Annotated in this window: 23 protein-coding genes; 8 read left to right on the top strand and 15 right to left on the bottom strand. The window is 62.0% G+C overall.

Annotation, left to right across the window (positions count from 1 at the left end):
• Positions 1–18: 18 nt before the first annotated feature.
• From ACQ4WZ_RS17320 to ACQ4WZ_RS17310, 3 genes are all read left to right on the top strand, one after another.
• On the top strand, positions 19–1,506 hold the full coding sequence (locus tag ACQ4WZ_RS17320) for an aldehyde dehydrogenase (protein ID WP_436574065.1): 1,488 nt from the start codon (positions 19–21) through the stop codon (positions 1,504–1,506).
• 174 nt (positions 1,507–1,680) lie between these two features.
• Positions 1,681–2,973, top strand: a complete 1,293-nt coding sequence (locus tag ACQ4WZ_RS17315) for a type II toxin-antitoxin system HipA family toxin (protein ID WP_436574064.1) — start codon at positions 1,681–1,683, stop codon at positions 2,971–2,973.
• 1 nt (position 2,974) lies between these two features.
• Complete coding sequence (locus ACQ4WZ_RS17310) at positions 2,975–3,307, top strand: helix-turn-helix transcriptional regulator (RefSeq protein ID WP_436574063.1); 333 nt, start codon at positions 2,975–2,977, stop codon at positions 3,305–3,307.
• 30 nt (positions 3,308–3,337) lie between these two features.
• Here the strand turns inward: ACQ4WZ_RS17310 and panB are convergent, their stop codons facing one another.
• From panB to ACQ4WZ_RS17280, 6 genes are all read right to left on the bottom strand, one after another.
• Positions 3,338–4,213, bottom strand: coding sequence for a 3-methyl-2-oxobutanoate hydroxymethyltransferase (gene panB, locus ACQ4WZ_RS17305; RefSeq protein WP_180338537.1), 876 nt, complete (start codon positions 4,211–4,213; stop codon positions 3,338–3,340).
• A gap of 98 nt (positions 4,214–4,311) precedes the next feature.
• On the bottom strand, positions 4,312–4,788 hold the full coding sequence (gene folK / locus ACQ4WZ_RS17300) for a 2-amino-4-hydroxy-6-hydroxymethyldihydropteridine diphosphokinase (protein ID WP_436574062.1): 477 nt from the start codon (positions 4,786–4,788) through the stop codon (positions 4,312–4,314).
• Positions 4,788–6,164, bottom strand: coding sequence for a polynucleotide adenylyltransferase PcnB (pcnB, locus tag ACQ4WZ_RS17295; RefSeq protein WP_101482948.1), 1,377 nt, complete (start codon positions 6,162–6,164; stop codon positions 4,788–4,790). Before pcnB ends, folK begins: the two co-directional genes overlap by 1 nt.
• A complete protein-coding gene (locus tag ACQ4WZ_RS17290; protein ID WP_070220747.1) occupies positions 6,157–6,828 on the bottom strand; it encodes a histidinol-phosphatase in 672 nt (223 codons plus the stop codon). The genes pcnB and ACQ4WZ_RS17290 overlap by 8 nt, the downstream gene beginning before the upstream one ends.
• Positions 6,828–7,496, bottom strand: coding sequence for a DnaA regulatory inactivator Hda (hda, locus tag ACQ4WZ_RS17285; RefSeq protein ID WP_034788687.1), 669 nt, complete (start codon positions 7,494–7,496; stop codon positions 6,828–6,830). The genes ACQ4WZ_RS17290 and hda overlap by 1 nt, the downstream gene beginning before the upstream one ends.
• Positions 7,497–7,572: 76 nt before the next feature.
• Positions 7,573–8,655, bottom strand: coding sequence for an AI-2E family transporter (locus tag ACQ4WZ_RS17280; RefSeq protein ID WP_133989202.1), 1,083 nt, complete (start codon positions 8,653–8,655; stop codon positions 7,573–7,575).
• Positions 8,656–8,843: 188 nt separating this feature from the next.
• On the opposite strand from ACQ4WZ_RS17280, the gene purM reads away from it, so the two are divergent.
• On the top strand, positions 8,844–9,887 hold the full coding sequence (gene purM / locus ACQ4WZ_RS17275; RefSeq protein ID WP_034788683.1) for a phosphoribosylformylglycinamidine cyclo-ligase: 1,044 nt from the start codon (positions 8,844–8,846) through the stop codon (positions 9,885–9,887).
• A gap of 65 nt (positions 9,888–9,952) precedes the next feature.
• Here the strand turns inward: purM and ACQ4WZ_RS17270 are convergent, their stop codons facing one another.
• On the bottom strand, positions 9,953–11,284 hold the full coding sequence (locus ACQ4WZ_RS17270; RefSeq protein WP_436574061.1) for an MFS transporter: 1,332 nt from the start codon (positions 11,282–11,284) through the stop codon (positions 9,953–9,955).
• 132 nt (positions 11,285–11,416) lie between these two features.
• The gene (locus tag ACQ4WZ_RS17265) at positions 11,417–13,033 is read right to left on the bottom strand and encodes a GMC family oxidoreductase (protein WP_436574060.1); all 1,617 of its coding nucleotides are present in this window, start codon (positions 13,031–13,033) and stop codon (positions 11,417–11,419) included.
• A gap of 163 nt (positions 13,034–13,196) precedes the next feature.
• On the opposite strand from ACQ4WZ_RS17265, the gene ACQ4WZ_RS17260 reads away from it, so the two are divergent.
• The gene (locus ACQ4WZ_RS17260; protein WP_436574059.1) at positions 13,197–14,045 is read left to right on the top strand and encodes an IclR family transcriptional regulator; all 849 of its coding nucleotides are present in this window, start codon (positions 13,197–13,199) and stop codon (positions 14,043–14,045) included.
• Here ACQ4WZ_RS17260 and ACQ4WZ_RS17255 read toward each other — a convergent pair.
• From ACQ4WZ_RS17255 to ACQ4WZ_RS17225, 7 genes are all read right to left on the bottom strand, one after another.
• Positions 14,042–15,268 (bottom strand): 6-phosphofructokinase, encoded by a 1,227-nt coding sequence (locus tag ACQ4WZ_RS17255; RefSeq protein ID WP_101482944.1) that lies wholly within the window; start codon positions 15,266–15,268, stop codon positions 14,042–14,044. The genes ACQ4WZ_RS17260 and ACQ4WZ_RS17255 overlap by 4 nt on opposite strands.
• Before the next feature lie 33 nt (positions 15,269–15,301).
• Complete coding sequence (locus ACQ4WZ_RS17250) at positions 15,302–15,580, bottom strand: alpha/beta hydrolase family protein (RefSeq protein WP_436574058.1); 279 nt, start codon at positions 15,578–15,580, stop codon at positions 15,302–15,304.
• A 67-nt stretch (positions 15,581–15,647) separates the two neighbouring features.
• A complete protein-coding gene (locus ACQ4WZ_RS17245) occupies positions 15,648–17,633 on the bottom strand; it encodes a S9 family peptidase (protein ID WP_436574057.1) in 1,986 nt (661 codons plus the stop codon).
• A 166-nt stretch (positions 17,634–17,799) separates the two neighbouring features.
• On the bottom strand, positions 17,800–19,848 hold the full coding sequence (locus tag ACQ4WZ_RS17240) for a sodium:solute symporter family protein (RefSeq protein WP_436574056.1): 2,049 nt from the start codon (positions 19,846–19,848) through the stop codon (positions 17,800–17,802).
• The gene (locus ACQ4WZ_RS17235) at positions 19,845–20,159 is read right to left on the bottom strand and encodes a DUF4212 domain-containing protein (RefSeq protein ID WP_101482942.1); all 315 of its coding nucleotides are present in this window, start codon (positions 20,157–20,159) and stop codon (positions 19,845–19,847) included. Before ACQ4WZ_RS17235 ends, ACQ4WZ_RS17240 begins: the two co-directional genes overlap by 4 nt.
• Positions 20,152–21,690, bottom strand: coding sequence for a sensor histidine kinase (locus ACQ4WZ_RS17230; protein WP_243857925.1), 1,539 nt, complete (start codon positions 21,688–21,690; stop codon positions 20,152–20,154). Before ACQ4WZ_RS17230 ends, ACQ4WZ_RS17235 begins: the two co-directional genes overlap by 8 nt.
• Positions 21,687–22,421: a response regulator gene (locus ACQ4WZ_RS17225; protein WP_099761989.1), complete on the bottom strand. Its 735-nt coding sequence runs from the start codon at positions 22,419–22,421 to the stop codon at positions 21,687–21,689. The genes ACQ4WZ_RS17230 and ACQ4WZ_RS17225 overlap by 4 nt, the downstream gene beginning before the upstream one ends.
• 248 nt (positions 22,422–22,669) lie before the next feature.
• Here ACQ4WZ_RS17225 and recA point away from each other — a divergent pair, with 248 nt between their 5' ends.
• From recA to ACQ4WZ_RS17210, 3 genes are all read left to right on the top strand, one after another.
• Positions 22,670–23,773: a recombinase RecA gene (gene recA / locus ACQ4WZ_RS17220; protein WP_101482941.1), complete on the top strand. Its 1,104-nt coding sequence runs from the start codon at positions 22,670–22,672 to the stop codon at positions 23,771–23,773.
• Positions 23,774–23,976: 203 nt separating this feature from the next.
• Positions 23,977–24,432, top strand: a complete 456-nt coding sequence (gene recX / locus ACQ4WZ_RS17215) for a recombination regulator RecX (RefSeq protein WP_101482940.1) — start codon at positions 23,977–23,979, stop codon at positions 24,430–24,432.
• 527 nt (positions 24,433–24,959) lie between these two features.
• Positions 24,960–25,520, top strand: coding sequence for a DUF2889 domain-containing protein (locus ACQ4WZ_RS17210; RefSeq protein WP_101484746.1), 561 nt, complete (start codon positions 24,960–24,962; stop codon positions 25,518–25,520).
• Positions 25,521–25,550 lie beyond the last annotated feature (30 nt).

Here is a 25,550-nt window from a genome sequence, read left to right as displayed (position 1 = left end):
ACCTTGCGGGAGACGACCATGACGGAAAACACCAGTTGGCATGCACGGGCGGCAGCGCTCACGATCGATGGACGCGCCTTCATCAATGGCGAACGGATGGGGGCCAGGTCTGGCCAGACCTTCGACAATCTGTCGCCCATCGATGGCCGTCTCCTGGGACAGGTGGCCCGCTGCGACAGCGCCGACGTGGACGCGGCCGTGCTGGCCGCCCGCGCTGCTTTTGAGGACCGCCGCTGGGCAGGCAAGTCCCCCGCGCAGCGCAAGCGTATACTGATCAAGTTCGCCGACCTGGTGCAGCAGAACGGCCCCGAGCTGGCCCTGCTGGAAACCCTGGACATGGGTAAGCCGATCAAGTACAGCCAGAGCGTGGACGTGGGCGCCACGGCCAACTGCCTGCGCTGGTATGGCGAGGCGATCGACAAGGTCTACGATGAAATCGCACCGACTCCCGCCAACAGCCTGGCACTGATCACGCGCGAACCGGTGGGCGTCGTCGCCGCCATCGTGCCGTGGAATTACCCGATGATCATGGCCGCCTGGAAGATCGCCCCGGCCCTCGCAGCCGGCAACAGCGTGATATTGAAACCGTCGGAAAAATCGCCATTGACGGCCCTGCGCCTGGCAGACATCGCGCTGCAGGCGGGCGTGCCGGCGGGCGTCTTCAACGTGCTGCCCGGCTATGGCAACGAGGCGGGCGCGGCGCTGGCGCTGCACATGGATGTCGATTGCATCGGCTTTACGGGTTCCACGCGCACGGGCAAGTTGATCGTGCAGATGGCGGGCCAGTCGAATTTGAAACGGGCCTGGACGGAATTGGGCGGCAAGTCCGCCAACATCGTTTGCGCCGACTGCCCGGACCTGGACAAGGCCGTGGCGGCGGCTGTCGGTTCCATCTTTTTCAATCAGGGCGAAAGCTGCAATGCGCCCTCGCGTCTGTTCGTGGAAGAATCGATCAGGGAAGAATTACTGGCCAAGGCGTTGGCCATGCTGCCCCGTTTCCAGCCCGGCGACCCGCTCGACGAAGCCACCGTCATGGGCGCCATCGTCGACGCCACGCAGATGAGCACTGTCATGGGCTATATCGCGGCCGGCAAGCAGGAAGGCGCACAGCTGCTGGGCGGCGGCGACGCCGTGCGCGCGGAGACGGGCGGCTACTATGTGCAGCCGACCATTTTCGGCGTGGACGCGGGCATGACGATTGCGCGCGAAGAGATCTTCGGCCCTGTGCTGTCCGTGCTGGGCTTTACGGATATCGCCGATGCCATCAAACAGGCGAATGCCACGCCGTATGGCTTGCAGGCGGCCGTGTGGACGTCCGACATTGCCAAGGCCATCCAGACGGCGCGCGCCCTGCGTGCGGGCACTGTGCACGTGAACCAGTACGACGGCGACGACATCACCGTGCCGTTCGGCGGCTACAAGCAGTCGGGCAATGGGCGCGACAAGTCGCTGCACGCGCTGGACAAGTACACGGAGCTGAAGACGACGTGGATACAGGTGGGATAATTTTTATAAGGGTACTTAAAAGGGCTAATTAATGGTGTTGCCGACTTAAAATAGTTCTTTTAGGTTCTATTAAATTTTTCATGGCGCTGCACCTGCTAAAATTTGGATCGTATAAGTGCTAATTTAAGGATAAACTGAACACAATTAGCTACTAAAAGATCCAGTGGAGCCGCCATGCAGTGCCATTTTCAAATTTTTCATGATGATGCGTGGCACGATTGCGCATCGCTGACTTTGCTTGAACCTGCAGGCGGCAATCCACGTACCGCTGCCCTGTTCGAGTATGACCTCGACTATGCCTTCTTCAAGCTTGAGAGTGGACCTGTCTCGCTGCGTTTCCCCGTCACGGCAGAGATGCAGAAGTTGGCGCAATGGCCAGCCTTTATCTTTGACCTGATTCCCCAAGGAAGCGGACGGACATATCTGCTTGGGCAGCTTCAACTTGCCGATGGTCCGGCTGCCGATTTTGCGCTGGCGTGTGCCGGCGCATTCAATCCCGTCGGGCGCGTGCGCATCGCCGAGGCCGTGCAGTACTACGCACAACATATGAATCGTCATGACAAGGGCAAGCCACTGCCCGGCTTTTCACTGGACGAGATCATAGGTCGCGGCGATGCCTTCAATGAGCGCATGCTGATGCATGGCATGTTGGCCGCCGGCAGTCTGGGGGTGCAAGGAGCGGCGCCGAAATATCTGCTGACCACCGACCATGCTGGTCTCTGGCATGCCGATAGTGCCCTGGCGGACCAGTACGCGGCTGCGCATTTCATCGTCAAGCGTCCGCGCGGAAAGACCGCCAGCGACGCCAAGGTATTGAGAAATGAAGCCGCGTACATGACTGTGGCGCGCGCGGTGGGCTTGCGCACTGAAGGCCAGCTGCGCTACCAGGACGATACCTTGTTCATTCCCCGTTTTGACCGCCGCATCCGGGATGGAAAAGTGCTGCGGCTGCACCAGGAAAGCGCCGCTTCTCTGGCAGGTATTGTTGGCTTTGAAGCCACGCCCAGCCAGTTCGACCTATTGCAGGCGCTGCGCGCCGTCGTCAGCGACAAGACTGCGGAAACCATCGAATTTATCAAACGCGATATCTTGAACCTGGCCATGCGCAATACCGATAATCACGCACGCAATACGGCGGTGCAGCAAATTGGTACCGAGGTGCGCCTCACGCCGCTGTTCGATTTTGCGCCGATGTACCTGGACCCGGATGGCATACCACGCGCGGCGCGCTGGTATCACCCGGATACCAAAAACGAGCTGCATGACTGGACGACGATACTGGCTACGATTGGCATGCCGGATGTGGAGCGCCAGCAGATCCGCCTCGCGCTCTACGGATTTTCCCAGCACCTGGTTGCGCTGGAACAGCATATGCAGGAGGCAGGTGTGGATGATGACATCATTGCTTTCCTCCGGCCACATATCGCCGGGCAGATCGAACAGCTCAAGGCATTGGGAGAGCACTGACATGGCGCGTACGAAAAAGACCGTTGACAAGGAAGAGTTGCGGCAGCGCAGGGCAATGCTTTACGACGCCATTGAGGCAGGAGCCGTCACGCTACAGCACGCCGTCAAGGAAATGCGCGCCATCTCGCGCATGACGCAGGCAGAGTTTGCGACGCACCGGGGCGTGAGCACGAAGGTCATCAAGGAGATCGAGAGCGGCAAGGGCAATCCGACTATCCAGACGTTGAACCGTATCGGGCAGTTCTTTGGCCTGGAGGTAGCCTTTGTACGGACAGAAACGCTGCGTGAAAAAAAAATCGCCCCGGCGAGTGCCGGGGCGATATCGCCTCAATAGGCTAGATAAGAAGATCAGAAGATCAGAAGATCAGAAGCAGTGTTCCAGCGCCGGGAAGCTGCCATCCTTGACTGCCTTGACGTAGCCGATGACGGCGTCGTCGATGCTGGCCGCGCCTTCCATGAAGTTGCGCACGAAGCGCGCCTTGCGGCCTGGGAACACGCCCAGCATGTCGTGCATGACGAGTACCTGGCCCGAGCAGTCGGGACCGGCGCCGATGCCGATGGTGGGTATCGTCAGCATGTCGGTCACTTCCTTGCCCAGCTGCGTTGGCATGGCTTCCATCAGCACGATGGCGGCGCCCGCGTTTTGCAGCGCCAGCGCGTCGTTCTTCAGCTCTGCGGCGCTTTCCGTGCTCTTGCCCTGCACTTTGTAGCCGCCCAGCTGGTGCACCGATTGCGGTGTCAGGCCGATGTGGGCGCAGATGGGGATGCCGCGCTCCGTGAGGAAACGGACGGTCTCGGCCAGCCAGGCGCCGCCCTCGATCTTGATCATGTGCGCACCAGCCTGCATCAGGATGACGGCGTTGGCATAGGCTGTTTCGGGCGTGCCATACGCGCCGAACGGCAGGTCGGACATGATCATGGCCGACTTGGCGCCGCGCGCCACGGAAGCGGTGTGATAGGCCAGTTCGGCCACGGTGACGGGCAGGGTGGAATTGTGGCCGTTGCAGACCATGCCGAGCGAATCGCCGATCAGCAGGATCTCCACGCCGCAGCGGTCCATCAGCGACGCGAAGCTGGCGTCATAGCAGGTCAGCATGGTGATTTTTTCACCGGCGGCGCGCAGCGTGGCCAGCGTATGGATGGTCACGGCCTTGTTGGCGACAGGCCTGGATGGCGCCGGCGCCGGTGTGGCGGCCTTGTCTTTTGCGGCCAGATCTGTTCCTTGCAAATAAGCGGACATAGGTATTCTCTAGAGTGAAAGGGATACGACGCCGCTAGTGTAGTACTTTATGCGGCGCGCTGCAGGAGCGGCATTGTAGAGGATGGGAGCGAAACGGGTCAGAGCTGGCTGATGGCCTGGTCAGCGACGCTTGCCAGGTAGTCCTGCGCCGGCCCGAGGCCTGGTACGACGATGGCGGGCGCCAGAGCCAGCAGCGGCACCAGCACGAAGGCGCGTTCGGTGATGCGCGGATGGGGCACCGTCAGCGTGGCGCTGGCGATCTGTTCATCGCCGTACAGCAGCAAGTCCAGGTCCAGCGTGCGCGGGGCGTTACGGTACGGCCGCTCGCGCCCGTGCGCCGCCTCGATGGCGTGCAGGGCCAGCAGCAGTTCCTCTGCCGGCAGGGTGGTCGTGATGCGCGCCACGGCGTTGACGTAGTCGTCACCGCTGGAAGCTATGGGCGCCGTGCGGTAGCTGGCCGAGGCGTCCAGCAAGCTGGCGCCGGGCAGGCGCGCCAGGCGCGCGATCGCATCCTGTACATTCGCCCGCGCGTCGCCCAGGTTGGCACCGATGCCGATGTAGGCAATGACTGCCATTATTCGTCGCTGCCGCTTCCGGTGGTCGAGCCGCCGCCGGTGCCGGTCTTGCTGCGCGTGCTGCGGCGCGGCGGGCGCTTCTTCTTGACGGCGCCCGGTGCCGCATTCGCGCTGACCAGCAAGGCTTCGCGCGTTTCCTCGTCGCCTTCGTAAAAGGCCGTCCACCATTCACCGATGTCCATGTCGATCTCGCCCGAGGCGCAGCGCAGCAGCAGGAAGTCGTAGCCGGCACGGAAGCGCAAGTGCTCCAGCAATTTGTAAGGTGCCTTGCCGACGCGGCGCTCGAAGCGGGGCTGCATCGACCAGATGTCGCGCATGTCCGAGCCGATCTTGCGCTGCAGGGCCAGTTTTTCCGTTTGCGAATCGAGCACGTCGTCGGCCGCCAGGTGCAGCGCGGGGATGGTCGACTCGCCAGCGGCGCGGTAGGCCGTCCATTTTTCCAGCACCTGGTGCCACAGCAGCGAGGCAAACAGGAAGCCCGGCGAGACGGTCTTGCCGGCGGCGATGCGTTGATCCGTGGCGTCCAGCGCCAGGGTGACGAATTTCGCGCCCAGCGGCTGTTCCAGCACTACGTCGAGCAACGGCAGCAAGCCGTGATGCAAGCCTTCCTTGCGCAGTTGCTGCAGGCAGGCCAGCGCGTGGCCGCTCATCAGGAGTTTCAGCATCTCATCGAACACGCGCGGAGCCGGCACGTTGTTGATCAGCGGTGCCATGATGGGAATCGGCGCGGCCGTATGCGGCTCGATGGTGAATTTCAGTTTGGCGGCGAAGCGCACCACGCGCAGCATGCGCACGGGGTCTTCGCGGTAGCGCTCTTCCGGCTTGCCGATCATGCGCAAGGTCTGGGCGCGGATATCTTCCACGCCGCCATGGTAATCCAGCACTTCCTGCGTGGCCGGGTTGTAGTACATGGCGTTGATGGTGAAGTCGCGGCGCAGTGCATCTTCGTGCTGCAGACCGAAGGTGTTGTCGCGCAGGACGCGGCCATGTTCATCCTTGGGCGCCGAATCGGCGCCGGCGCCGCGGAAGGTCGTCACTTCCAGCAAATCCTGGCCGAACATGACGTGCACGATCTGGAATCGCTTGCCGATGATGAAGGCGCGACGGAACAGTCGCTTGACCTGTTCCGGCGTGGCGTTGGTGGCGATGTCGAAGTCTTTCGGCTTCACGCCCAGCAGCAGGTCGCGCACGGCGCCGCCGACGACAAAGGCTTCAAAGCCCGCTTCCTGCAGGCTGCTGGTGACGCGGATGGCATTCGACGACACCAGTTTCGGGTCGATTCCGTGTTGCGCAGGACCGAGCACGACGGGTGCCGTGGTGTCGCGCGCTGCCTCTTTTTTAACGCCGAGGATCTTGCGGATGAATTTTTTAATCATTGAATAAGTGGAGTGATGGCCAGCCGTGGAGGGATGCGTGTGCGCTCAAAGCGGTGTTGGGGTTGGTTGCTACAGGGTGGGTAACGACCGACAGCAAGGGAATGTCATTGTGTGAATCGCTGTAAAAATAGCTGCGCTCGAACTGCCCCAGTTCCTTGCCCATCTTTTCCAGCCAGGCGTGGGTGTGGGTCAGCTTGCCCGCGCCCAGGGTTGGCGTGCCCAGCAGCTTGCCCGTGACGTTGCCTGCATCGTCATATTCGGGCATGGCGGCCAGCAGATGCTCGACGCCCAGCGCATCGGCGATGGGTTTGGTGATGAAATGGTTGGTGGCCGTGACGATGGCCAGCAAATCGCCCGCGTCCTGGTGCTGCTTGAGCAGGGCCACGACTTCGGGGCGGATGGCGGGCAAGACCACTTCGGCCATGAATTGCCGGTGCAGCGCTTCCAGGCGTTCGCGCGGAAACTGCGCCAGGGTACCGAGCGAGAATTCCAGGTATTCCACCGGATCCAGCGTGCCGGCCTGGTACTGGGCGAAGAATTCGTCGTTGCGACGGGTGAATTCGGCGGCGTCCACGGCACCGATGCGTACCAGGAATTCGCCCCACTCGTGATCCGAGTCGATGGGCAGCAGGGTGTGGTCGAGGTCAAACAGGGCCAGATTCATCATTCTTTCGCTTCCGCCTGCAGCAACTCGCGCAACAATGGCAAGGTGATCGGGCGTTGGGTTTCAAGGGAGTAGAGGTCGAGAGAGTCCAGCATCGTCGACAGCGAACGCATGTCGCGCCGGAAATGGGACAGCAGATAGGGTAACACGCCCGGCGACAAGGTCAAGCCGCGGGTGGTGGCCGCCTGGGTCAGGGCGGCGATTTTTTCATCGTCGGTCAATCCGTGGATCTGGTAAATCAAGCCCCAGCCCATGCGGGTGCGCAAGTCTTCGCGCACGGGCAGCACGGCCGGCGGCACTGCGCCGCTGCACACCATATAGGCTTTGTTGGCGCGGATTTCATTGAACAGGGCAAAGGCATCGATCTGCGCCAGCGGCGAGAGCTTTTCGCAGTCGTCGAGCAGGTACAAATCCACGTCAGGCGAATACACGAATTCGGACTCGATCGAGAACGGCGAAATATAGCGCGCGCGCTCGGTGCTGGCCAGGGCCTTGAGCAGATGGCTCTTGCCGGCGGCCAGTTCGCCCCACAGGTAGGCAAAATGTTCGCGCGAGGTACGCGCGGCGAACTGGCGCATCAGCTGCGCCACTTCGGCATTCTGTCCCACCTCGAAGGTATCGAGGCTGTGCGCCTGGTCTGTGCCTAAATCGAGCACCAGTTGTTTCATGGCGTACGCCTTGTCCTGTTTTTCATTACTGCATGTGCATCGTGGTATTGCTAGGTTGATATGATATCCGCTTTTACTAGGTATTATAGAAGCTGCTGGAGAGGTAGTGGCGTCTTAGATGCTTAAAAGCGACCATCAGGACGGCAGAAGCGGGCAAAGCGAGCAAAACGCCGACGAAACCGAATAGTTGTCCGAAGGCTAATAGGGCGAAGATCACGGCCAGCGGATTCAAACCGATGCGCTCGCCCACCAGGCGCGGCGTAAGGAAAAAGCCCTCGATGACCTGGCCGCAACCATAGATGACGGCGACGGCGATCACGCCGCTCCAGTCGGCAAATTGCAGCAGGGCGGCGATCAGCGCCAGCATCAGCCCCAGGCCGAAGCCCAGGTAGGGGATGAACACCAGCAAGCCCGTAATAATGCCCACAGGCAATGCGACTTCAAAACCGGCGATGGCCAGCGCCACAGAGTAATACGTCGCCAGTACCAGCATGACGAGCAACTGGCCACGCAGGTATTGCGCCAGCAGGGTGTCGACTTCCTGCGCCATGCCCACGGTGCGGCCCACCCAGCGGCGCGGCACGGCGCCAGCGATGCGCGCCAGCATCGGATGCCAGTCCAGCAACAAATAAAACAGCACCACGGGAATGAGCACGACGGTGGCCAGCCAGCCCAGCACGGCCGTGCCGCCGATGCGGGCCGAGGCCAGCACGGTGCTCCAGATTTCATCGCCGCTGGTGGCCATCTGCTGGCTCAGCATGCGCTTGATGCCCGTGCCGTCGAGCCGCACGCGGATACCCAGGTCGCGCAGTTTTGGCGCCAGGAAGTCGTTCGCCTTGTTCAGAAATTGCGGGATCTGCGCTTGCAGCAGGGGAATTTCCTTCTGCAACACGGGCACGACGATCAGCACCAGCGCCGTGATCGCGAGGAAAAACAACACCACGACGACCAGCACGGCCAGCGGGCGGGGCACGTAAAAGCGCTTGTAATGCAGGCGTTGCAATCGGTCCACGCCCGGATTGAGCACGTAGGCGAGGATGGCGGCCGCCAGGAAGGGCGTCAGGATGGGGCCCAGGCTGACGAGCAGCAGCAAGAATGCCAGCCAGACCGCGATCCAAAATGCTGTTTGCTTCTGTTCGGCGGTGATGGCGAATGGCATGTAGTTTGTGCTGTTGCGTTAAAAAAAGGCAGTTAATTACGAAATTGCGGGGCAGTTTGATAAAATAGCGACTTGATCGACCGAATTCACCCGCTGGCGTCCTGCCGCACGATGTTGAAAAACATGCTTGCGCGCGCGTGCCGGCGGGTATCCGCCTTCTATTTTACCGCCTCCGCTGCCACCACACCATGAACCAGACTTCTAATGTTTCCCTTTCCTACCGTGACGCTGGCGTCGATATCGACGCAGGCGACGCTTTAGTCGAAGCAATCAAGCCGTTTGCCAAGCGCACCCTGCGCGAAGGCGTGATGGGCGGCCTGGGCGGTTTTGGCGCCATGTTTGAAATCAGCAAGAAGTACAAGGAGCCGGTGCTGGTCTCGGGTACCGACGGCGTGGGCACGAAATTGCGCCTGGCCTTCGAACTGAACCGCCATGACACGGTCGGCATCGACCTGGTCGCCATGAGCGTCAACGACATCCTGGTGCAAGGCGCCGAGCCCCTGTTCTTCCTCGACTACTTCGCTTGCGGCAAGCTGGATGTGGCCATTGCCACCGACGTCATCAAAGGCATTGCCCAGGGTTGCGAACAAGCCGGCTGCGCGCTGATCGGCGGCGAAACGGCGGAAATGCCGAGCATGTACCCGGCCGGCGAATACGACCTGGCAGGTTTTGCCGTCGGCGCCGTGGAAAAATCGAAAATCATCGACGGCACCAAGATCGCCCCGGGCGACGTGGTGCTGGGCCTGGCCTCGTCGGGCGTGCACTCGAACGGTTACTCGCTGGTGCGCAAGATCATCGAAGTGGCCAAGCCGGACCTGGAAGGCGACTTCCACGGCCGCAAGCTGGCCGACGTGCTGATGCAGCCGACGCGCATCTACGTCAAGCCATTGCTGGCACTGATGGACGCCATGGAAGTCAAAGGCATGGTGCACATCACCGGTGGTGGCCTGGTGGAAAACATTCCGCGCGTGCTGCAGCCTGGCCTGGTGGCCGAGCTGGACTCGAAGGCATGGACCATGCCGCCGCTGTTCACGTGGCTGCAACAGCACGGCGGCGTGGCTGACGCCGAAATGCACCGCGTCTTCAACTGCGGCATCGGCATGACCGTCATCGTCTCGCAGGAAAACGCGGACGCCGCCATCGCGCAATTGCAAGCGGCCGGCGAAACCGTCTCGCGCATCGGCACCATCCGCGCGCGCGTGGGCGATGAGCATCAAACAATTGTTATCTAAGCTGTAGCTTGAACAAACAAGGCAGGCACTCGCGAGAGGCCTGCCTTTTTTTACGTCCAGATGTCTTACCTTGCGTGCGCCGGCTTCCTGCTGCCTTCCTGCTGCGAGCCGTCCTTGCCGATCATGGCCACGCTGACGGCCGAGACGAGGGAGGCGAACAGGATGTAGCCGACGATGTGCCATGGCTCGCCATTGCCCGTTTTCAGCAGGTAGGTGGCGATGATGGGCGTCAGGCCGCTGGCAAAGATGCCGGAGAACTGGTACACGAAGGAGATGCCCGTGTAGCGCACCTTGGCGTCGAACAGGTCGCAGAACAGGGCCGCTTCCGGGCCGTACACGGCTGAATACAGCACGCCCAGCGGGATGATCACGGAACACCACAGCAGCAGCGGATTGTCGGCGTGGTGGAGCATGATCCAGAAGGCGGGAATCGACGAAACCCCGGTGATCAATGCACCCCAGAAAAATACCTTGCTGCGGCCGATACGGTCCGACAGGCGGCCAAAGAACGGGATGCAAAAGCACATCACGACAGCCGACGCCATCACGCCCATCAGCGCTTCCGTGCGGGCGATCTTGATGGTGTTGGTCAGATAGGTGATGGAAAACACGCCGAAGATATTGAAGAACACGCCGTCGATATAGCGCGCGCCCATGCCCTTCAAGACGTTGCCGGGATAGCGTTTCAAAAGGTCGAAAAACGGAATCTGCGTCTCTGCATTCTTCTCCTTGACGGCCTGGAATTCAGGCGTTTCCATCACGTTCAGGCGTATCCACATGCCGATGAAGACGAGGGCGGCCGACAGGATGAAGGCGACGCGCCAGCCCCAGGACAGGAATTGCGCATCCGTCAGGCTGTACGACAGAATTGCCACCACGCCGGAAGCAAGGCACAGGCCGATGGCCAGGCCGATCTGCGGCAGGCTGGCATAGAAGCCGCGCTCTTTCGGCGGCGCATACTCATACGCCATCAGCACGGCGCCACCCCATTCTCCACCGAGGCCGATGCCTTGCAGCACGCGCAGGAACAGCAGCAGGCCAGGCGCCCAGTAGCCGATGTGGTCATAGGTCGGCAGCACGCCGATCAGGAAGGTGGAAATTCCCATGATCATCAGGGTCATGACCAGCATGCTCTTGCGGCCGATCTTGTCGCCGAAGTGGCCGAAGATCACGCCGCCGATGGGGCGCGACAAAAAGCCCACGGCGAAGGTGCCGTAGGCCAGCATGGTCGAGACGAGCGGATCGCCGCCCGGGAAATACAGCTTGCTGAACACGATGCCGGCGACGACGCCGTATAAAAAGAAGTCATACCATTCGATGGTGGCGCCGATCACGCTGGCCATCACGACTTTCCGTAGCTCTTTGGCCTTTTTCGGATTGTTGGGATTGTTATCCATAATATCTAGTCTCCAATCGATATCGATTATGTATTTTTTTCTGATGCTTGGCTGCTTGCCGAGTCATTGGGAGCGGGGCCGTCTGCCCGCCGCTGGCATCCTCCTTGCAGGGATTGGAATGAAAAAGGCGGGTCAGGCCGCCTTGGGCAGGCGCACGGCGTCCGCCAGGATCATGTCAGCCGCTTTTTCGGCGATCATGATGGTGGGCGCATTCGTATTGCCCGAGACAATCTCCGGCATGATCGACGCATCGACTACGCGCAGGTGCTGCAAGCCGTGCACGCGCAGGCGGTCATCGACGACGGCCATCGCGTCGTGCCCCATCTTGCAGGTGCCGCTGGGGTGGTAAATGGACTGGCTGAAGCGCCGCGCCGCGTCCAGCAGCTGCGCGTCCGTCTCGAACTGGGGGCCGGGCACGAACTCGGAAATGATGTGCGGCGCCAGCGACGGCGCGGCGGCGATTCTGCGCGCCACGCGCAGGGCGGCAATCGCCGTCTGCTGGTCGCGCGGGTCGGACAGGTAGTTCGGGTAGATGCCCGGATAGGCGAGGGGATCGGCGGACTTGATCGATACGTGGCCGCGGCTGTGCGGGCGCAGCTGGCACACGGACGACGTGAAGGCGGAAAACGGATGGGCGCCTTCGCCCGGCTTGTCGGCGCTCAGCGGCTGCATGTGGAACTGGATGTCGGGCCGCTCCACCTCGGGCGAAGACTTGGTAAATACCGTCACCTGGCTGGCCGCCAAGGTCAAGGGCCCGGAGCGGGAAAACACATATTGCATGCCCACCCACAGCTTGCCCCACAGGCTGTTGACTTCATCGTTCAGGGTTTTCAGCCGCGTCTTGAAGACCAGGCGGATTTGCAAATGGTCTTGCAGGTTCTGTCCCACGCCGGGCAAGTCGTGCACCAGCGGCACGCCCACTTCCTCGAGCAGGGCGCGCGGCCCCACGCCCGAGCATTGCAGGATTTGCGGCGAGCCGATGGCGCCCGCGCAGAGTATCACTTCACTGCTGGCGCGCGCCTGGCGCAACTGGCCATCCTGCCGGTACTCGATGCCGACGGCGCGCTTGCCCTCGAACAGCACGCGCGTGATCTGTGCCCGCACTTCCACGCGCAGGTTGGCGCGCTTGCGGGCCGGCCGCAAAAAGGCCTTGGCCGTGCTCCAGCGCAGGCCCTTGCTGGCCGTTTGCTGGAAGTAGCCCACGCCCTCCTGCGTGGCGCCGTTGTAATCGGCATTGAAGGGGATGCCGCTTTCCGTGGCGCCCGCTATAAAATGTTCGGCGATGGGGCGGCGCAGGCGCAGGTCCGACACTTTTAACGGGCCGCCCACACCGTGGTAGTCGCTGGCGCCGCGTTCCTGGTCTTCCGATTTCTTGAAATAGGGCAGTACCTCGGCATAGCTCCATCCTGCGTTGCCCAGGTCGGCCCAGCGGTCGTAATCCTCCTTCTGGCCGCGCACATACAGCAAGCCGTTGAGCGAGCTGGAGCCGCCCAGCACCTTGCCGCGCGGCCATTGCAGCTGGCGCCCGGCGATACCGGCATCGGCTTCCGTGCGGTAGCACCAGTCCAGCTTGGGATCGTGCATGGTCTTGAAATAGCCGACCGGCACGTGTATCCATGGATTGTTGTCCTTGCCGCCCGCTTCCAATAGCAGTACCTGCTTATTGCTGTCGTGCGACAGGCGGTTGGCCAGCACGCAGCCGGCCGAACCGGCACCGACGACGATGTAATCATAGTTTTTTTGCAACATTGTTCTTGTCTCCTGCGTTGCGGTATCGCGCCGCCTCGGCGGGCGCTTTTTGCGATACACTGGTCTTTATTGGTTGTTTGTGGAACGTATGGTTCCATTTATAAAAGACGTGCAGCACCGGGACAAGCGGAAACAGCCGCATACGCGAGAGGTGAAACAGAACATGCATGATGCGTTTCAAAAACGGCAGGCCGAGGCCGAAGAAGACAGCTCGGCGGGCGGCGCAGCGGCTACCAGCGCGGTAGCCAGCCATGGCGACGAGGCGCGGGGCTTGCGCGTGCTGCGCCTGAACGAGCACCTGGCCAGCGCCAGCCAGCCCTTGACCCTGTCGCAGCTGGCCGCGCGCATGCAGGTGCCCAAGGCCAGCATGATGCGCCTGCTCGATACCCTGGAGCAACATGGCTATGTGCTGCGCACGCCCGTGGGACGCGGCTACGTGCCTGGTGCCGCTTCAACCAACCTGGCGCTGGCGACCTTGCGCAACAATGCCCTGATCCGCGTGAGCCGCAGCATCCTGGGCAGCCTGGTGGCAGCCACGGGCGAGACGTGCAATCTCGCCATTCCCGAAAACAATGCCATCGTGTATGTGGACCGGGTGGAAACCCAGGAACCGCTGCGCCTGCATCTGGTGCTGGGCACGCGTGCGCCCATGCATTGCACGGCCAGCGGCAAGCTGTTCTTGGCGCACATGAATTTGCTGGAGCGGCGTGCATTGCTGGCCATGCTGACACTGGAAGCGCGCACGCCGAAAAGCATCACGGACCCCGTGCTGATTGAGCGCGAGATTGTGCGCATCGCCCGTCTGGGCATCGGCATCGACGACGAGGAATTCGTGCACGGCATGGTGGCCGTTGCCGTGCCCATCTGCGCGGCCGACGGGCGTATCGTGGCGGCCGTCGCCTGCCACGCGCCCGTGGCGCGCAAGTCCGTGGAACAGCTGATGCAGCACGTGCCGCAGTTGAAGGAGGCGGCCGTCAAGCTGCGGCCGCTATTACTGGCGGAGTCCAGCTAGGGTTTCAGCACCTTTGCCACCTTCGCCGCCCGCAGGCGGAAGGCATCGGGCATGCCTGAGCCCAGCAGCGGGCGCAGATACAGGCGGAAGGCATCCGTCACGTCCGTGCCGCTGGCGCTGATGAATTCATCTTCCATGGTGCGTGTCTTGCCCGCCACGTCCGTCAGGGGCAGCAGTTCGTAGTCGACGGAATAAAAGCCCGTGCGCTTGATGGCAACCGAGCCGTCGCGGTCGCCCCACATGGCGAATTGCACCGCCTTTTCTCCCACTTCTCGGGCTTCGCGTTGATCTACATCAGAGACACAGCCGATGAAGGAGCGCTGCAGATAGCCGAAGGTATCGCCGCGCACGCGCTTGATGCCCAGCTTGGCCTTGATTTCGTCGCACAGCAGGTCGGCCAGCGCGCCCGTGCCCGACAATTGCACATTGCCATGCGCATCGCGTTCCACCTCATTGCCCACCTGTTTGGCCAGCAGGCTGGCGATGGGCTCGCCCGAGGCATCGTGGATGCCTTCCGAGACGGCGATCACGCAGCGGCCGTATTTTTCATACGTGGCTTTCACGTCGGCAAGGAATTGCTCCAGCACGAAGATTCTTTCGGGCAGGTAGATCAGATGCGGGCCATCATCGGGGAACTTCTTGCCCAGTGCCGAGGCGGCCGTCAAGAAGCCCGCGTGGCGGCCCATCACCACGCCCACGTAGACGCCGGGCAAGGCGGCGTTATCGAGGTTGGCGCCGGCGAACGCTTGGGCGACGAAGCGCGCGGCGGAGGGAAAGCCTGGCGTGTGGTCGCTGCCTACCAGGTCGTTGTCGATGGTTTTCGGGATGTGGATACAGCGCAGCGGATAGCCAGCCTTGTGCGCTTCCTCGCTGACGATGCGCACTGTGTCGGACGAGTCGTTGCCGCCGATGTAAAAGAAATGTTCGATCTCGTGTGCGCGCAGCACTTCGAAGATTTGGTGGCAGTAGGCGATGTCGGGCTTGTCGCGCGTGGAGCCGAGCGCCGACGAGGGCGTGGCTGCCACCAGTTCCAGGTTGTGGCTGGTTTCCTGCGTCAGATCAACGAATTCTTCATTGACGATGCCGCGCACCCCGTGCAGCGCGCCATACACGCGCGTGACATGTTGAAAACGCCGCGATTCGAGCACCACGCCCACCAGCGACTGGTTGATGACGGCGGTGGGGCCGCCTCCCTGGGCAACAAGAATTTTTCCAGACGACATGGGATTTCCTCGTAAATGGAACGGCCCTCCAGCCTACTCCTTTTTTGTGGCCGCGCTGTCTTTTCCGATAGTTCTGTCGTGAAATTTCACCACCCGGCCCCAGAAGTCGATGCGGTTCTTCGGCAGCGTCCAGCCATGCCCTTCCTCGTCGTACACCACCCATCCGACGTCGCGCTTGTGCTGTTTGACGGCCTCATAAAACGGCTTGCCGTGGTACAGCGGTACCCGCTGGTCGGCGGTGCCGTATGCCATCAGCAGGGGCTGGGTGATGCGCGCCGCCAGGGCAGCGCACAGGAAGGCTGGAACAGTCATCGGCGATGTACGGGGGAGAGGTGGCGGGCGGCCGCATGCCAGGCGCATACGGCGCCCGGCATGCGGTTCAGGGCATGGCGGTGGGAACGGCTGCGGCGGCACCGGCGGCGCTGGCTGGGCCAATGCTGCGCGCCAGCAGTTTCTCGGCGCGGCTCCAGAAATCGACATTGTTTTTTTGCAGCGCCCAGCCATGACCTTCCTCGTTATACAGCACCCATTCCACGTTGGGATTGGTCTTGCTGACGGCCTGGTAGAACAGGCGGCCCTGGCTTGCCGGCACGCGCTGGTCCGCGCCGCCATAGCCGAGCAGCAAAGGCTGCCTGATGCGGGCCGCCTGCTGCAGCGGCGAAGTCGCTTGCAGTTGCGCTGCATCAAGCACGGCATCGCCGACCATGTCCTTCATGCCACTCTTCTTGTAAGAGTCGGCCAGGTCGGAATCGCCCGTCCAGTGCCCGTCGCGCATCATGTTGATGTCGGTCACGCCCACCCAGTTGATGCCGCACTTGAACAGATCGGGATCGTTCAGCAAGCCCATCAGTGTGGAATAGCCGCCGTAGCTGGCGCCGGCGATGCAGATGCGCTGCGGGTCGGCATAGCCCTTGGCAATGGCCCAGCGGGCGCCATCGGCGATATCGTCCTGCATCTTCAAGCCCCATTGCTTCCAGCCTGCCTTGTAGTGCGCATCTCCATAGCCGGTGCTGCCGCGGTAGTCCGGCTCCAGCACGGCGTAGCCGCGCGAGGCGAGGAACTGGGTTTCGCGGTTCCAGTTCCAGTGGCCGCCGCGCACCCAGGGGCCGCCGTGCACCATGACCACCATGGGCAGGTTCTTGCCGGCATGCCCCTTGGGCAGGGTCAGGTAGGCCGGGATGTCGAGGCCATCGCGGGCCTGGTAGCGCACCAGGGTCTTGTGCGACATTTGCAGTGGATCGATGGCCGGGTGGCTGCTGCCGACAGGCATGAGCTGGCCCGTTTCGGTATTAAAGATGAGTACGCTGGCTGGCTGCACATCGGAACTGGCCGTCACCAGCACGAACGGCGTCTCCGCCCGCTTGGCCACGGACAGGACATTCACCGTGGCCGGCAGCAGTGCGTCGACCTTGGCCTGGACGGCGTCGAGCGTCTTGTCGAACCAGACCGTGCCGGCGGCATCCGTTTCAAAGCGCATGCCCAGCAAGGCTTTGCTGCCCTGGACGGGGATGCCGGCAAAATCGTAGCCGGGCGTGTTTGCCAGCGGCGCGCCCTGGATGGCGCCGGCGGCCAGGTCGTAGCGGTATACGGCGGCCGCGCCCTTGTAGGCCGCATGCACATAGAAGTTGCCCTTGGCATCGAAGAAGGCCGGCGAGAAGTCGCCCGCCTCCGCCTGGTACACGTCGCTCTCGCGCAGCTTGCGCCAAGGAGCTGCGGCATTGTCGCGGTAATACAGGGTGCGCTTGTTGTCCTTCACCGTCAGGGCGATGCGCACGTCGCCCTGCTGGTCCAGCAGCCATCCCTGGGCATCAGCCATGCTGGCGGCCAGCTTGCTGATGCCGGTCACGGTATTGAGGCGCAGCAACGATTGCGAGAGGGTGCCGGTGGCGCTGAAGTGGGCTTCCGTGACATACACGTCGTCCGTGCCGCGGTCGCCGCTGGCGCTGAGCAGCCGCGTATTCCAGCTCAGCATCTCGCGCGCGCCGTGCGTCGCTTTGCGCGAATAGGTGTTACTGGCCAGCTGGCGGTAGCCGCTGCCGTCAATATTGATCGCATACAGGCCCGGTCCGTATTGCACGTCGCCCTGCGCGATATTGCGATCCATCACGCTATATACGATGCGCCGCTCGTTGACCCAGGCGATGCTGCTGATATCGGCGTCTTCGAACGAGGTCAGGCCCGCGACCTTCATGCTGGGCAAGTCCACCGTGTAGAGCTGGACCCGGCCGTCCTTGGCGCTGACCAGCACGGCCACGTGGCGCCCGTCCGGCGACAGCACGGCGCCGCTGAGCGTGGCATTGGCAAAGAAATCGGAGGCGGGAATTGCCGCTGCCGGCGTAATGGATGCCGCGGCATGGGCCGGCATGCTGATGGTGCTCGATAACAGGGCAGTAAGGGTAAGGCAGGCAAGGCTGGACCGCATGGACACTCCGCATCAAGTTGCAAGATATAGTATTCATTTTGAATAATATTTCCTCTAGGCTATCATTTGCGGCAATTTTTAGCGAGTCCCGCCAGGTATTTTCATGCCATTACTCCGGCGCCCGGATATGCTCGACCAGCCCCATGCTGCGCCGACCCGGCGCCGGTGTCAGCCAGCTGACCAGGATGGCGGCGGCCAGGCCGGCAGGCACGCCGAAGATGCCGGCGGAAATGGGCGCGATATGCATCCATTGACCGCTGGCATTGCCACCCAGCATGGTGCTGGTGTGCAGCATGTAATACAGGCACACGCCAAAGCCGGCCAGCATGCCGGCCAGCGCCCCCTGGTAATTGGCGCGTTGCCAGAAGACACCCAGCACCAGCGGTGGGAACAGGGTCGATGCGGCCAGGGAAAAGGCCACGCCCACCAGCGACAGGATGTCGGCCGGCTTTTGCGAGGCCGCATAGGCGGCGATGAAGGCCACGGCCAGCAGCAGCAGTTTTGAAATCGTCACGCGCTTTTGCGTCGAGGCGCTGGGATCGACCACCTTGTAATAGATGTCGTGCGACAGGGCATTCGAAATGGCCAGCAGCAAGCCGTCCGCCGTCGACAGGGCGGCGGCCAGGCCGCCGGCCGCCACCAGGCCGGAAATCACGTAGGGCAGGCCGGCGATCTCGGGGGTGGCCAGCACCAGCACGTCGGCGTCGATGGATATTTCCGCCAGTTGCACGATGCCGTCGCGGTTGACGTCGACGATGCTGATCAGGGGACTGAGCTTGTCCACATTGGCCCAGTACGACACCCATGTGGGCAGGTTCGTGTATTGCGTGCCTACCAGTGCCGAGTAAATATCGTACTTGACCAGTACGGCCAGCGCGGGAATTGTGAGATAGATCAGCAAGATGAAAAACAGGGCCCAGAAGACGGAGACACGTGTTTCGTGCACGGAGGGCGTGGTATAGGATCGCATCAGGATGTGCGGCAGGGCGGCCGTGCCCAGCATCATGCAAAACACGAGGGCCAGGAAATTGTTGCGCTTGATGTCGGACTGCTCGCGGTCGGCGGCGGGAAACGGCTGCGCGTGTGGAATGATCGGTTCGGCGCGTTTCTGGTTCTGCGTCTGCGCCGCCTGCCACAGCACGCGTGCCTCGTCCGGGCTCTTCGGATAGGCAATCAGGTAGCGCTCTGCGTTGCGGATATCGAACAGCGAGGTATTGCGCTGGCGCAAACTATCGAGCTGGCGCTGGGCCGCCAGCCGGCCTTGCTCCCAGGAACCGGGCAAGCCGGCGATACGCTCCTGGTAGCTTTGCGCGCGCTGGCGGAAGATGGCGCGCACTTCGTTTTCTTTCGGGTCCGTTTCCAGCAGGTGTTCGCGCGCGCTCAGTTGCGGCAACACCTTGCCGTAGGCGATCTGCGGCACAGGGTTGTCCGCATGCTTGACCGACAGCCACATGGCGGGAATCAGAAAGGCGACCAGGATGATGATGTACTGCGCCACCTGCGTCCAGGTAATGGCGCGCATGCCGCCAAGAAAAGAGCAGACCAGGATGCTGGCCAGGCCCAGGAAGATGCCGACGGAAAAATCCACGCCCGTAAAGCGCGAGGCGATCAGGCCGACGGCGTAGATTTGCGCCACCACATACGTAAACGACACGATGATGGTGGCGGCCACGGCCACCACGCGCACGCTGGCCCCCCGTTTGTCGGCGCCGCTGCCGTAGCGGGCGGCGAGGAAGTCGGGAATCGTGTACTGGCTGAACTTGCGCAGGTAGGGGGCGATCAAAAGCGCCACCAGGCAATAGCCGCCCGTCCAGCCCATGATGAAGGCCAGGCCGTCGAAGCCGTTCAGGTACAGGCCGCCGGCCAGACTGATGAAGCTGGCGGCCGAAATCCAGTCGGCGGCCGTGGCCATGCCGTTGAACATGGCCGGCACCCTGCGCCCTGCCACATAGTATTCGGTGACGTTCGAGGTGCGGCTGATGACGCCGATGGTGGCGTACAGGGTGATGGTGACGAGCATGAACAGGTAGCCGATCCAGGCGCGCGGCATGCCTTCCTGTTCCAGTACCGACAGGGCCAGCAGGAAGGCGGCGAAACCGGCGGTAAACAGGAGGTAGTATCGGCACAGCCGCGCAAAGAAGCTGCGCTGGCCGCTCATGTTTGCTCCGTTGCATGAAAATCCCGGTCCAGGCGCCGCATGCGCCAGGCATAGAAGGCGATGATGGCCAGGTACACCAGCGAAGCGCCCTGGGCCGCCATATAGAAGGGCAGCGGCCAGCCGAACAGGTTCAGATGCAACAGTTCGCGCGCATAAAACACGGTCAGAAAGCCCGTCAGCAGCCAGATCAGCAGCAGGATGGCCGTCAGGCGCCGCGTCTTGTGCCAGTGCACAGCGAGGCGCGCCTGCAGCTCGGGGCTGGGCGTGCGCGCCGGCCGCAGCGGCGCCGCAGGAAGGCTGGGCTTATCCATACGTGATCTCATCCTCTTCGGGCGCGTCCGGCAACAGCAGGGCAATGCTCAGGCGTAACAAGGTGCCCGGCAGCTTCGGCGACTGCGCGCGCGGATTGTTAAAAATATCGACTTCGGCGCCATGCTGTTGAGCAATCTCGCGCACGATGGCCAGGCCCAGGCCGCTACCGTCGACGTTGCTGCCGAGAATGCGGTAAAAGCGTTCGAACACGTGGGCCCGCTCGGCCTGGGGGATGCCGGGACCCGTATCTTCCACCTCCAGGATGGCCAGTTCCAGGGTGCTGCGCACGCGCACCGTGACGCTGCCGCCGGACGGCGTGTAGCGCAGGGCATTGTCGATCAGATTACTCAGCAGTTCACGCAGCATCATGGCATTGCCGGAAATCATGATCGAATACGCAGGCTGTTCGAAACCCAGGTCGATATGCTGGGCAAACGAAGCTTGCACCCAGTCCTGCACCACGCCGCGTGCCAGTTCGCTCAGCTCGATCGGTTCGAACGCCGTACCCGCCTGCGGCTGGTTTTCCGCGCGCGCCAGTGCCAGCAGCTGGTTCACCAGGCGCGTGGCCGCTTCCGAGCTTTTCGCCAGTTGCAGCAGCGAGCGGTGAATTTCATCGTGGTCGGTCTGGCGCAGGGCCAGCTCGGACTGCATGCGCATGCCGGCCAGCGGCGTTTTCATCTGGTGCGCGGCATCGGCGATGAAGCGTTTCTGCATGTCGATCGACAGAGATAGCCGCGCCAGCATCTCGTTGAGCGAACCGACCAGCGGCGTGATTTCCTCGGGCACCTGGCCCGATTCGATGGGGGAGAGATCGTCGGGTGGCCGGGCGCGTATGCGTTCCTGCAATTGCGCCAGCGGCGACAGGCCGCGCGCCAGGGCAAACCAGACCAGGGCCAGGATCACGGGCAGGATGATGAACTGCGGCAAGATCACGCCCTTGATGATTTCATTGGCCAGCTGGGCCCGCTTTTCCAGCGTCTCGGCCACTTGCACCAGCATGCGGCGCGGTTCGTCGTCGGTGCTGTACGGCATGTCGAGATAGCTGAACGCCACGCGCACGGGCGTGCCATGGATGGTGTCGTTGCGAAACAGCACCATGCCGCTGCGGTATTTATCGGGATCCTGCGGCGGCGGCAAGTCGCGGTCGCCGTCAAGGTATTCGCCGTGCCCGCCCACCACCAGGTAATACAGGGTGTCGACATCGTCGCCGCGCAGGAAGTCGCGGCCCTTGCTGTTGCCGTTCTTGTCCGGCACGCGGCGCAGCATCGCGCCGTCGGCTTGCTTGACCTGCTGCGTCAGCACCGTCACGCTGTCTTCCAGCGCGTGGTCGAACGGTTGATTGGCGATGCCCTTGGCCACCAGATAGGTGATGGCGATGCTCATCGGCCACAGCAGCAGCAAGGGCGCCAGCATCCAGTCGAGGATTTCGCCGAACAGCGAATGTTCGATGGTGTCATCCTGCTCCGTGGTGGGCGGCTCGAACCAGTCGTCGTCGTCCGCCTCGTCCGCAGGCGCCTCGCGCGGCTTCACTTGCTGGCGGGGCCGCTGGCCGGGCCTGCCGCCTCACTCGCTTCGGCGTTCAGGCGCGCCGCTTCCGAGTATTTTTCCAGGCAATAGCCGAGACCGCGCACGGTGGCGATGCGCACGCCGCCCACCTCGATCTTCTTGCGCAGGCGGTGCACATACACTTCGATGGCGTTGTTCGATACCTCTTCGCCCCATTCGCACAGGTGGTCGACCAGTTGCTCTTTCGAAACGAGGCGGCCGGTGCGACCCAGCAGGATTTCCAGCAAGCCCAGTTCGCGCGCCGACAGGTCGAGCATCTGGTCGTTGATGTAGGCGCTGCGCCCCACCTGGTCGTAGCTGAGCGGGCCGTGCTTGATGACGGTGGCGCCGCCGCCAGCGCCGCGGCGCGTCAGGGCGCGCACTCTTGCCTCCAGTTCCGACAGCGCGAACGGCTTGGCCATATAATCATCGGCACCCAGGTCGAGGCCATTGACGCGTTGTTCGATGGAATCGGCGGCCGTCAGGATCAGCACCGGCAGCAGCGAGGCGCGCGCGCGCAGCCGGCGCAGCACTTCCAGGCCAGACATCTTCGGCAGGCCCAAGTCGAGGATCAGCAGGTCGAATTCCTGGGTGGACAGGGCCGTATCGGCCTCCTGGCCGGTCTTGACGTAGTCGATCGCATAACCGGACTGGCGCAGCGAGCGGGTCAGGCCATCGGCCAGCACGCTGTCATCTTCGGCAAGTAAAATACGCATGGTGAACTTCCTATGCTTGCAACATCAGGACATCTGAAGTCTGTATTGTGTTTCATTTTCCGCAAGGTGGATAGTTTTTGTGAAAAACAGGGTTGTATTGATCTGTTTCAAAACAAATCCACGTTCCGCTTGCATTGATCACTGTTTTTTTATACAGTACTGTCTGTATAAAGAATTTAACCCACTGGCGCTATCGCAGGCTGCAGGATTCACGTGAATCTGCAACTGTAGAACGGCTGAAAGAACATATGGACGATAAAAAAGCTGTAGTACCCGCATCGGAAAAAGCCAAGGCGCTCGCCGCCGCACTGGCGCAGATCGAGAAGCAGTTTGGCAAAGGTTCGGTCATGCGCATGGATGCCAGCGCGGTGATCGAAGAAGTGCAAGTCGTGTCGACAGGTTCGCTCGGCCTCGATATCGCGCTGGGCGTTGGCGGCTTGCCGCGCGGCCGCGTGGTGGAAATCTACGGTCCGGAATCGTCAGGTAAAACCACGCTGACCCTGCAAACCATTGCTGAAATGCAAAAACTGGGTGGCACTTGCGCCTTTATCGATGCCGAGCACGCGCTCGACGTCGGTTACGCGCAAAAGCTGGGCGTGAACTTGCATGAATTGCTGATCTCGCAACCGGACACGGGCGAGCAGGCTCTGGAAATCTGCGACGCCCTCGTGCGTTCGGGCAGCGTCGACCTGGTCGTCATCGACTCCGTGGCAGCACTGACGCCACGCGCCGAGATCGAAGGCGACATGGGCGATTCCCTGCCAGGCTTGCAAGCGCGCTTGATGTCGCAAGCCCTGCGTAAATTGACCGGTTCCATCAACCGCACGAATACCCTGGTCATTTTCATCAACCAGATCCGCATGAAGATCGGCGTGATGTTCGGCAGTCCGGAAACGACCACTGGCGGCAACGCGCTGAAATTCTACGCCTCCGTGCGCCTCGATATCCGCCGCACCGGCTCGATCAAGTCGGGCGACGAAGTGATCGGCAACGAAACCAAGGTCAAGGTCGTCAAGAACAAGATCGCGCCACCGTTCAAGGAAGCGCACTTCGACATCCTGTACGGCGCCGGCACCTCGCGCGAAGGCGAAATCCTGGACCTGGGCTCGGATGCCAAGATCGTGGAAAAATCCGGTTCGTGGTACAGCTACAACGGCGAACGCATCGGCCAGGGCAAGGACAACGCCCGTGCCTTCCTGCAAGAGCGTCCGGCGCTGGCCCGCGAAATCGAAAACAAGGTCCGCGCCTCGCTGGGCGTGCGCGAACTGCCACCGCTGGCTGCTGAAAAGCCGGAAAAAGCGGATAAAGCCGCCGACAAGGCTGCCAAGGCTGCGGAAGCCAAGGCAGAGTAGGTCGGATTAGCGCGGCAAAGCCGCGCGTAATCCGACAACACCACAGACGTCAACAATGTTGTCGGATTACGGCCCAAGGGGCCTAATCCGACCTATGCATGGCTTGCCGCAAGGTAGGACCCTGATCGCCGTCCCGCGCTGTTGCGCCGGGCGGCGATTGTGTTTGGGTGCTGTGATCGTGGAATGAAAGACAAGGTGGGTGTATGGCTGCAGTACAACTAAGCCTGAAGGGCAGGGCGCTACGCTTTTTGTCGATGCGTGAACACAGCCGCATGGAATTGCGGCGCAAGCTGCAGCGGCATGCGCAGGAAGGCGACGATGTGGAAGCCTTGCTCGACAGCCTGGAACAGGCCAACTGGCTCTCGCAGGAGCGTTTTTCCGAATCGCTGATCCACCGCCGCTCGGCCCGTTTCGGCAATAGCCGCATCATGGCGGAATTGCAAAGCCATGGCATTGCCGGCGAAGCGCTGCAGGAACTCAAGGCGGGCCTGGCCGAAGGCGAGACCGCCCGCGCCTGCGAAGTGTGGCGTCGCAAATTCGGTGAAGTGGCGCAGGATGCCGAACAGCGCAACAAGCAGGTACGCTTCCTGATGCAGCGCGGCTTTTCGCAGCGCGCCGTGCAGGTGGCCTTGAAGGGGCTGGAGCCCGAGGACGACTAGGCGGCGACTGGCGCGGTTCTGTCTGCTTTCACGCGCGCCTGTGTGTTGCCGGCATACCCGCCCAGGCCGCGCTGTGTTCCTTCTACAACAAGTCCGCACGATGTCCCGTTTGCTCGGGCAGGCGGGCCTTGCTGTTTGCCATTATTTTCTTTGCAAGGATCTTTCTTCGGTCATCGTCCTGTCAGACCGGCGGCAGATTGTTGCGCTGCACGTGGCGAGCGTTACCAGCGCTGTGCGATATCGGTGCGGTGGTGGCAACTGGATGCGGTTCACGCTCCCAGGCGCGCATATCAATCATCACTGAATGTGATAACTACGTAAATTTTCATGTGTTCTCCTTATGCTTTGAAATGTTTTTATCGAAGCAATGAAAAATTATGTTGCGGCGCAACCAGCGCCCAATGTGCTACACTTTTAGGGTTTTTGCGGCGCCGCAGGTGCGGTTGCTGTTCGTAGAAGCTGCGAACAGCGTGCTTTATGCACATGGCTGCTTACTAAATTATGGCCGCGCAAGCGGCATCGGTCTTATGCCCCTGTCAACTCCTGTATCCCGGCGCGCCCTACGGCACTCCCGCGTTATCGACGTCCAAGCGTATGTGCGCGACGACGGCCTGTGGGATATTGACGCCCGAATTACCGATATCAAAAGCTATGACGCGATGCTGGCCTCCGGCCCCCGCCCCGCTGGCACTCCCCTGCATGACCTCCACTTGCGCATTACCGTCGATCACGAACTGACCATCGTCGAGGCCGAAGCTGCCTCCGATGCCGTGCCCTATCCCGGTTTTTGCGATACCATCGGCCCCGCTTACACGGCGCTGATCGGTTTGAATTTATTGAAGAATTTCCGCCGCGACTTGAAACAGCGCCTGGCGGGAATCGCCGGCTGTACCCATTTGACCGAACTGGCGCAAGTCTTGCCGACTGCGACGGTTCAGGCATTTGCCGGCGATGTCTGGTCGACCCGCGACGGTGAGAATGCTGATTTGCCGCATGAAAAGCCGTTTCAACTCGACAAATGCCACGCCCTGCGCACCGATGGCGGGGCGGTTGCACAGTATTACCCGCGCTGGGTAGCCAAAGCGTGACCCCGGCGCTGTTTTTCCTGTTTTTTTTGC

The organism is Janthinobacterium darwini, from assembly GCF_051380905.1.
Classification (GTDB): Bacteria; Pseudomonadota; Gammaproteobacteria; order Burkholderiales; family Burkholderiaceae_D; genus Janthinobacterium.
Note: the sequence above shows the minus strand (reverse complement) of the source record. Positions and strands in the feature narration are given on the sequence as shown.